Origin of the sequence: Colwellia sp. BRX8-9 (assembly GCF_014077245.1) — a bacterium.
Classification (GTDB): Bacteria; Pseudomonadota; Gammaproteobacteria; order Enterobacterales; family Alteromonadaceae; genus Colwellia_A.
Genome location: NZ_JACGVN010000024.1, coordinates 52,915 through 61,911, shown reverse-complemented (window position 1 = coordinate 61,911; position 8,997 = coordinate 52,915). Strand labels below are relative to the sequence as shown.

Here is an 8,997-nt window from a genome sequence, read left to right as displayed (position 1 = left end):
GAAGGTATATTCACGGGCGCGGTCGGCACCGCAGAGCATTTGTGTGAATTTACTGAGCACGTGGGGTTAAAGCGCGCACACGGTAAAGCAAATGCTCAAGCTTGTTTGAATAGCGCGTAAACATAGCTACATTCAAAAACAGCAAGAAAAATACAGCTACCTTGGGGGAGAAGTAAAGCTTGCCTGAAATTCACTCATTTAGTCAACATCTACAAAAATCGATATACAAAGGCTTACAAGATGAAGTACATGCATTGTTGTTGGCCAATGGATAGCGTGTTTCAGAGCATTATCATTGCGTAGCATTATTATGGGTGGCATAGTAATTTTTTCAGAGCATTATTATTGCTAGAATTATCATGGGTGGCATAGTAATTTTTGTTGACCAATGGATAGCGTGTTTCAGAGCATTATTATTGCTAGAATTATTATGGGTGGCATAGTAATTTCAGACCTAAATATTATCTTTGCTCATCATTTTCAATGGCATTATGTTGAAAAGTATTTTTCTGTTCTTTACGCCAGCGACCAGGACTTAAACCATAGTCTTTCTTAAAACGGTGAGCAAAGCTTGCACTATCGCCATAGCCTACGGTGTCAGCTATTTGATCAAGATTATATTGTGTATAACGAAGTAAGTAGCAAGCGTATTCTAGGCGAGTGTGAGTTAATAGTTTGATTGGTGTCATCCCCATTTCTTTCTTACATAAACGAAAGAAGTGCGGCTCAGACATATGCATTTCTGTAGCTAATTGCTTAACAGTCCACGGCAGTTGCAATTGCTTATTTACACGACGTATTAGAGAGTGAAATTTTTGTTGTTGCTTTGTTAGTTGCTGCCCCATGTTCAGTGTTTGCGCAATTTGATAAATTAAAACTTCGACTAAGCGCAATACAATATCTGATTGATACATACTCTCGCCGTGTTTGAATTCTCTAATAAGTGACATCGTTTGATAAAGCTTCTCTGCATTCGCACTGGAATAAACGGAAGGTTGAAGTTTATGAACAAACTTATATTCAGAACAGTCATGCAGTAATAGCCAACACATATCCCAGTACTTCCCCGAAAGTTCATACAAAAAAGGGGTTCCTGCTGGCAGTAAAAGCACACTACCGGGTTTAACTAAATATTCGTTGTTACCAAACTTGATCTTTCCCTCTCCTGCATGAGTAGAAATTAAGTAATGAACACGCCTATTGCTGTTTTCATTACCTAAACAAACTTCTCCTTTACCTGTTTTGCCTATTTGATATTCAGTTTGTAAATACGACAACCCCGCAATGGCTATGAAACTATCAGCTTGCCCTGGTAATTTATCAAAATTAATAAAATCCTCAATACAATCAGGATGAACATTTAAAATATCTTGCCACATAGAATTACCAAAATGATAGTTTTAAACATGATACATGACAATTTCACTTATGTTTTTTTTATCACTATATTTTATAATTCTATGCAATATTATAGTAACCCCTAATGACTAAAACCAATGCGTAACATCGAACCTTCATCATTAAAGCAAAGCATTAAATTAGCTTGGCCTATCTCTTTACAAAGCATATTGGTCACCATGCTAGGCATGAGTGACATAATGATGGTTGGGCATTTAGGCGATACGGCCGTTGCTTCTGTTGGGCTGGGTAACCGAATTCAATTTGTTTTTTTAATCATTTTAGCGGGACTCGCTTCAGGTGTTGGTACTTTATCTGCGCAACACTTTGGCGCGGGTCAAATTGGTGTGATTAGACAAGTCATTGTTAAAACGCTTGTTATTGCAGCAGGGATTTTACTGCCTATATTACTCATTACTTTCTTGTTTTCTGACAATATCATGGGTATTGCCACAACAGATCCCAGCGTTATAAAAGCAGGAACAAACTACCTTTGGCTGACCATGCCTAGCTTAATTTTTGTTGTCATTGTGATGATATTTGAAAACGCGTTAAGGGGTCTTGGGCAAGTAGTCTTCCCCATGTTAATTAGTACCATAGCGATTATTACCAATATTATTTTAAACTATTGGTTAATCAAAGGTGGCTTAGGTATAGAGCCAATGGGTGTTATTGGCGCTGCGCTAGCAACACTAATTGCGCGAGCACTTCATGCTTTATTAATACTGGTCTACTTAGCAAAGGTTAAGCACAGTATTTTTCCAACAACGTTCTTTTGTGTTAGTTTTTATAACAAACAAGAGTGGACTAAATTACTCACCTTAGTTTGGCCTATGATGCTAAGTTTTGGCGTGTGGTCATTAGGCACTTTTGTATATCAACTGATATATGGACGTATTGGAACACAAGAACTTGCTGTAATGAGTCTATTAGCGCCAATGGAAGGATTATTGGTTTCATTCTTTTTTGGTTTTGCTTCTGCTTGCGCTATTTTAGTTGGGCAGCGCTTAGGTAGAAACGAATTTATAACGGCATGGGTTTTAGCAAAATATTACGCCATTAGTGCGCCAATTGTTACCTTTTTATTAGCCTTAATTTTACTTCAATGTGAGTCTTTAGTCTTTATGCCTTATAGCAATTTGTCTCCAGAAACAATGGCATTGTCCCATGATGTTTTTGTATTGATCACCTTTGGCACTTGCTTGAAAGTATTTAACTTAACTATGTCTATGGGGATATTACGCGCAGGTGGTGATAACAAATATTGCATGTTAATTGATATATCAGGCATGTGGATTTTAAGCATTCCATTAACTTTGGCGGCGGCATTTTACTTTAAGTTACCACTATATTGGGTAGTTCTTATCTCTTACTCTGAAGAAATAACTAAAGCATTTATGTTTGTTTTCAGAATGAGAACGAAGCTTTGGTTAAAAAACCTAACGGCTGAAAGTGTTGCCTAGTAGAACCGATTCGATTAAGTTGCACACAGCTAAAACTTGAGAAACCAATGTATCTTTCTAAGTTGTAATCAAACCAGAAAGTCGTAAAATCTACATTGCAGTCACTCACCTTTTCTAAAATTCAGATGAAATATAGTATTAGTTCTATGGCGAAAACGCCCCTTATAGCCATAGAATTAAAATTTATGTTAGCTTTAAGATCTGAAAGTTGACGTTTGAAATTTTGACTGCTCTTATTCCGCAATACGCTCGCAGAACACGTTAACACAGTTATTTTATGATGTGTTTCGAATAATTATTAAGGTTCACTTATGCTAGACGTCAGGTTCCAACTTTATTTGGAATGGTTCGGGTACTTTTTTAATAAATAAAACTTACTGCCACATTTTTTCTCTTTTTATTCAGAAAAGCCCATTTTTGCTCAACGGTATAAATCGGCTTGCTTGGTTTTTTTGTTTCGATCTTTATTTGGCTTCTACACTAATGGGTAATTAATTAGCGATAAACTTATGAATACGTATTTAGCTTAGCTGTAAATTGGTGTCAGTCCTTTATGCTTGATGTAATAAAAAAACATCAGGAATATCCATGAAAAAAATTATACTCAGCCTTACTTTACTGATTTCATCTCACAGTTTATTTGCACAAACCCTTAAGTTAGCGTCACCCGACGGAAAAATAATTCTCAGTGTTAGTGACCAAGGAAAACCTAATTACGAAATGAGCTTTTTAGGTGAAAGCATTATAAAACCCTCCCGCTTAGGCCTAGCATTCAAAGATACTATCGCTTTTAGTGACGGTTTTACTATTTTATCGAGTGAAACCCAATCAGCCAAAGAAGTATGGCAATTACCTTGGGGTGAACGTAAAAATGTGACTGATGAACACAATGAATTATTAGTGACTTTTTCGAAGAATAATAAAAAAAACACTAAAGAATTCAAGGTACGTTTTCGTTTGTTTAATGACGGCATTGGTTTTCGTTACGAAGTGCCAAAACAACAAGATATTGATCACGTTGAAATCATTAATGAATTCACCGAATTTGTTGTAAACGACGCGGATAAAGCGACCGCATGGTGGATTCCAGCACGTGGCTGGAATCGTTATGAATACATTTATAATACCACCAAGCTAGCTTCGGTTGACCGCGCTCATACACCTTTTACTTTTAAACTAGACTCGGGCATTCACCTTAGTATCCATGAAGCGGCATTAGTTGATTATGCTGCTATGACGATTAACCAAAAGCGTCCTGGTGTCTTAAAAGCCGATTTAACACCTTGGTCAGACGGCATTTTAGTTAAAACAAAAACCAATTTCAAAAGTCCATGGCGTACTATTCAAGTCAGTAAAGATGCGGTTGGCTTACTCAATTCTGACCTGATATTAAACCTTAATGAACCGAATAAATTAGGTGATGTATCTTGGGTTGAACCGGCTAAATATTTGGGGATTTGGTGGGGAATGCACATTAACGCCAACACCTGGGGCAGTGGCGACAAACACGGTGCAACCACCAGTGAAACCATGCGTTATATCGACTTTGCCGCTGAACATGGTTTTTCTGGGGTTTTGGTTGAAGGCTGGAACCTAGGCTGGGATGGCGACTGGTTTTTCAACGGCGACGTGTTTAATTTCAGTAAAGCTTATGATGATTTTGATATTGCTGCCGTATCAGCTTACGGTGAAAAGAAAGGGGTTCAATTAATTGGCCACCATGAAACCTCAGGTAATGTGACTAATTATCGTAATCAAATGAGTGATGCTTATGCACTTTATGAAAAGTACGGCGTAAGACAAGTAAAAACAGGTTATGTTGCTGACGGTGGCGATATTAAACGCATTGATGAAAAAGGCATAGTTCACAAAGAATGGCATGACGGCCAGTTCATGGTGAGTGAGTATTTACACAGTATTACTGAAGCAGCGAAACACAAAATTAGTATTAACACCCACGAACCGATTAAAGATACCGGTTTGCGCAGAACCTACCCTAACTGGATTTCAAGAGAAGGTGCTCGCGGCCAAGAATTTAATGCTTGGGGCACACCACCAAACCCGCCTGAGCACACCACCATTTTACCCTTTACTCGCATGTTAGCTGGACCAATGGATTTTACACCAGGCATCTTCGATATGAGTTTTAATGGTTTGGGTGATAAAAGTAATCGCCCACAAACTACGCTAGCAAAACAATTAGCATTATACGTGGTGCTTTATAGCCCTATTCAAATGGCGGCTGATTTACCTAAAAACTATCAAGCAAATTTAGCCGCATTTCAATTTATTAAAGATGTACCAACCGATTGGCATGAGAGTATAGCGATTGCTGGTGAGGTCGGTGAATATGTTGCTTTTGCTCGTCAAGAAAGGGGGGGTAATGATTGGTTTGTTGGCGCATTAACCGATGAGCAAGCACGCACGTTAACATTGCCGTTAAATTTTCTTGATAAGAATAAGCGCTATCAAGCACAAATTTATCGCGATGGTAAAAACGCAGAGTGGATTAACAATCCCTATGAAATGATCATTGAAAACAGGCAAGTCACCGCTAACGACCAATTAGTCTTACCCTTGGCGACAAGTGGCGGTGCTGCGATTCGTTTCAAAGCATTATAATCAATTGATATTTATAACTTAAATAGCGTAAAGAGTAGCACAAGTCTTACTTGTGCTACTCTTTTTACAACCCCGGATACTGAGAATACCCCAAAGCCACAACATTAATAAAAATAGCGAGCCAGAGCACAAATATAAAAGGCCGTTTTTGAGTTTTATGTCGAAAAGCTTGTTGAGCTAATAGCGCTCCTGGCCATCCGCCAAGTAGCGCAAAGACCTGTAGTGTTTTTTCTGAGATGCGCCATCGCTCTTTTATCGCATTTCTTTTGTCGATGCCATAAAGTACAAATGTTAGTAAACTTAAGCTCAAGTAACTCACTAGCACCCATAACGCTATTTCTTGCATCATAAAGAGCAGACCAAGAGCCATTAAAAATAAAACAACAACACTTTTTGAAAACATATTTATAGCTCGCACAATATACTTTGTAAGCACAACGCTAGTCATTAGCGGTGGTTACCATAGTTTATCGATAAGAGTTCATCGATATACTGGTTGAAGATAAAATTAAAAAAACCGATTATTTACCAATAGTCGGTTTTGATTCACTTTCTTACTTGTTAAATATCAATTGACGATAAGTTTTTAAAATCAACTAGATGGGCGTTCTTTCTTGAGTTTAATAATCAAGTCGATATGAGGAATAAGCTCTTCTATTTCTCGAATATGATCCCGCAAGCTTTCCCATTGCGTTAATTCTAATTTACCCGAGTCTAATATGGCGAGTTTTAGTTCACTGACTAACGAATTCTCATCGACTTGCTCTATAAACTCATTAATACGTAATAGGTTGTCTAATTCTGCTTGAGAAATTATTTCTATATCACTACTTTTTTTCATCGCTAACTCTTTAAAAAAACACTATAAAAACAAGTATAGCCAAGCTTTATTTTTTTGCTCAACATCGATAAAGCTAAAGGTATTTTAATTGTCACAATTTAGTAAGAAAAAAGTCATATTCAACTTGTAAAGTGCCTCACGTTAACTAAATAAAGCTCAACAAGGGATACTCATGGAACATAATAACTTTGATGAATATGATGAAATATTTAGCCTTTTCGACGGTTTACTCACGGATCAAAAAGAATCGCGCTCACGAAAAAGAAAGTGGCGAGAAATTGAAACGTATAAAGATAGAAAACGATTACGCCAAGAGCTTCATGATTTACAAGATTACTCGTCTTAATCATTAGCGTTTGGAGTAAGTAGACATTACTCCAAACTCTGCATAATTTAATCCGTTATGATTGGGCAAAATCAACCAAGGTTTTGCCCGTCATACGGTAACCTACCCATTCATCTTGAGACACAGCACCTATCGCTTGATAAAAGTCACGTGAGGGCTTATTCCAATCTAAACAGCTCCATTCAAAACGTGCACAATCATTATCAATAGCGGTTTTTGCCATGTTTTTTAATAATTTTAAACCCGCTCCTTTCCCTCTATGCTCTGGCGTTACGTATAAATCTTCAAGGTATAAACCTGACTTTGCTAACCACGTTGAATAATTATAAAAATAAATCGCCATACCAATAGCCACACCATCGAGTTCACAAATTAAGCCGTGTACTTGTGTATTTGTACTAAACATACTGTCTTTTATGGTTTCAACTGTTGCGTACACTTCATGTTCAGCTTTTTCATAAATAGCGAGTTCTTTAATAAAAGTGAATAAAAGCTCGGCATCATCTATGCTTGCTTCACGTATCGTTATCTCAGACATTTTACTTCCTTATTTTCTTCATTAATTTTTTCCATAGCATACCAGTACCAAGATATTTAAACACCTGCTCTGCAATGCCACATAAATAAACAACAAGGTTGAACTAATATCAAAAATTAGCTCTAAGTAAGAGATTAAAAGATAATTAAACACTTCTGGTAAACTTTTTAAAGTTTGTCTCTGTTTAGTAAATCACTTTATCGATACAATATAACAAATGAGTTATCGCCATTAAAAAAGGAAAGTCTGTGTTCAATAAAATAGCTTCACTCGCCTTATTCACCTTTATCACTTTACCGGTATTTTCAGCAGAGGTCAGCTCGACAGCAAAGTTAACCGCCGATTACGCCGTGCAAACCTATCAAAAATCTATGGTTGCTAGCTTAGCCGAGTTAGTAAAATACAATACCTTAGCAATTGATGGTGTTTCGGCTAATGACAACCCTGAACATATAGCTTTTAAAGCCGAGTTAAAAAAACAAGCTGAAGATTTAGGCTTTGATTATACCGACGACGGTTATGTTGTTGTTATTGGCTTAGGCGAAAGCACAGAGCGCTTAGGAATAATTACCCACGGTGACGTACAACCAGTAAACCCCAAAAAATGGCAAAAATCTCCGTTTGAACTTGATACAACTTCAGAGCCCGGCAAACTTATCGCTCGCGGTACCGAAGATGATAAAGGGCCAATATCAACCGCGCTCTTTGCAATGAAAGCCATTAAAGACAAAAATATAACGCTCGACAAGCGTATTGAATTGTATGTTTACATGGCAGAGGAATCAGACTGGGGTCCATTAGAAGCTTATATTAAGACCCATACATTGCCACAAATCAATATTACCATTGACGCTGAATACCCTGTTGTCACCGCTGAAAAAGGCTACGGGACAATAAAAATAGCCTTTAATAAAAATAAATATACCGGTTTAGATGCTTACCTCAGTGAATTTAGTGGTGGTTTTTTTGGTAGTCAAATACCTGAAGATGCTAAAGCGGTGATTGAAAATGCTGACCTTAGTTTACTGCAACAACTGATGGATAAGGCAAGAGAATACCAAGGTGTTAGTTTTGATTTAGAATTAAAAGGAAGCACCTTAACGATTACAGCACTAGGAAAATCAGCTCATTCATCGAAGCCAGAAGAAGGCCTAAATGCCATTCCATTTTTAGCGGGTTTATTATCGCAAACTCGCTGGCCTAGCAATGGTGCAGGTACATTAGTTAACTTTATTAATGACAATATTGGTTTAGGCTTAGAAGGGAAAAAGTTTGGTAATATAGCCTACAGTGATGACTTTATGGGACCTATGACGGTTTCACCCACTGTTATTAAGCAATTGAAAAATAATATTGAATTGAATATTAATATTCGTCGTCCGCGTGGTAAATCAGCGCAACAGCTAACGGAAGAAATTAATCACGTCATCGCGACTTGGAAACTAACAAATATGGCTGACATTACCGAGCTTGAACATTATATTGGTGACCCTTTTATTCAAAACGATGCACCACATATTGACACATTACTGGCTGTATTTTTACACTTTACCGGTATAAAGGACGCTAAGCCTATTGCTATCGGTGGCGGCACAAATTCACGCTTATTTCCAAATGCAGTAAGCTTTGGGCCATCAATGCCAAATGCTAATTATACCGGCCATTCTGAGCATGAATTTATTACCATGAAACAGTTCGTTTTAAATTTAAAAATGTACACCGCCGCTTTAGTTGAAATGGCTGCAGCCAAAACACAGTAACGAGTAGTGCAGCACTAAAGAACAGGAGA

General features: G+C 37.5%; 8 protein-coding genes. 4 read left to right on the top strand and 4 right to left on the bottom strand.

Going from position 1 to position 8,997, the window contains the following annotated elements; all coding sequences use genetic code 11:
• Nucleotides 1-461 precede the first annotated feature (461 nt).
• Complete coding sequence (locus H4J70_RS17090; protein WP_182218193.1) at nt 462-1,379, bottom strand: AraC family transcriptional regulator; 918 nt, start codon at nt 1,377-1,379, stop codon at nt 462-464.
• A gap of 117 nt (nt 1,380-1,496) precedes the next feature.
• Here H4J70_RS17090 and H4J70_RS17085 point away from each other — a divergent pair, with 117 nt between their 5' ends.
• Complete coding sequence (locus H4J70_RS17085; RefSeq protein WP_182218194.1) at nt 1,497-2,861, top strand: MATE family efflux transporter; 1,365 nt, start codon at nt 1,497-1,499, stop codon at nt 2,859-2,861.
• Between the two features lie 588 nt (nt 2,862-3,449).
• The gene (locus tag H4J70_RS17080; RefSeq protein ID WP_182218196.1) at nt 3,450-5,483 is read left to right on the top strand and encodes a glycoside hydrolase family 97 protein; all 2,034 of its coding nucleotides are present in this window, start codon (nt 3,450-3,452) and stop codon (nt 5,481-5,483) included.
• Between the two features lie 64 nt (nt 5,484-5,547).
• Here the strand turns inward: H4J70_RS17080 and H4J70_RS17075 are convergent, their stop codons facing one another.
• Both H4J70_RS17075 and H4J70_RS17070 read right to left on the bottom strand, forming a co-directional pair.
• On the bottom strand, nt 5,548-5,886 hold the full coding sequence (locus H4J70_RS17075) for a DUF1294 domain-containing protein (RefSeq protein ID WP_182218198.1): 339 nt from the start codon (nt 5,884-5,886) through the stop codon (nt 5,548-5,550).
• Nucleotides 5,887-6,075: 189 nt separating this feature from the next.
• Complete coding sequence (locus H4J70_RS17070; RefSeq protein ID WP_182218200.1) at nt 6,076-6,324, bottom strand: hypothetical protein; 249 nt, start codon at nt 6,322-6,324, stop codon at nt 6,076-6,078.
• A 172-nt stretch (nt 6,325-6,496) separates the two neighbouring features.
• Here H4J70_RS17070 and H4J70_RS17065 point away from each other — a divergent pair, with 172 nt between their 5' ends.
• Complete coding sequence (locus H4J70_RS17065; RefSeq protein WP_157470826.1) at nt 6,497-6,670, top strand: DUF3545 family protein; 174 nt, start codon at nt 6,497-6,499, stop codon at nt 6,668-6,670.
• Between the two features lie 55 nt (nt 6,671-6,725).
• On the opposite strand, the gene H4J70_RS17060 is transcribed toward H4J70_RS17065, so the two are convergent.
• Nucleotides 6,726-7,208, bottom strand: coding sequence for a GNAT family N-acetyltransferase (locus H4J70_RS17060; protein ID WP_182218202.1), 483 nt, complete (start codon nt 7,206-7,208; stop codon nt 6,726-6,728).
• A 248-nt stretch (nt 7,209-7,456) separates the two neighbouring features.
• On the opposite strand from H4J70_RS17060, the gene H4J70_RS17055 reads away from it, so the two are divergent.
• On the top strand, nt 7,457-8,968 hold the full coding sequence (locus H4J70_RS17055; protein WP_182251524.1) for a dipeptidase: 1,512 nt from the start codon (nt 7,457-7,459) through the stop codon (nt 8,966-8,968).
• Nucleotides 8,969-8,997 lie beyond the last annotated feature (29 nt).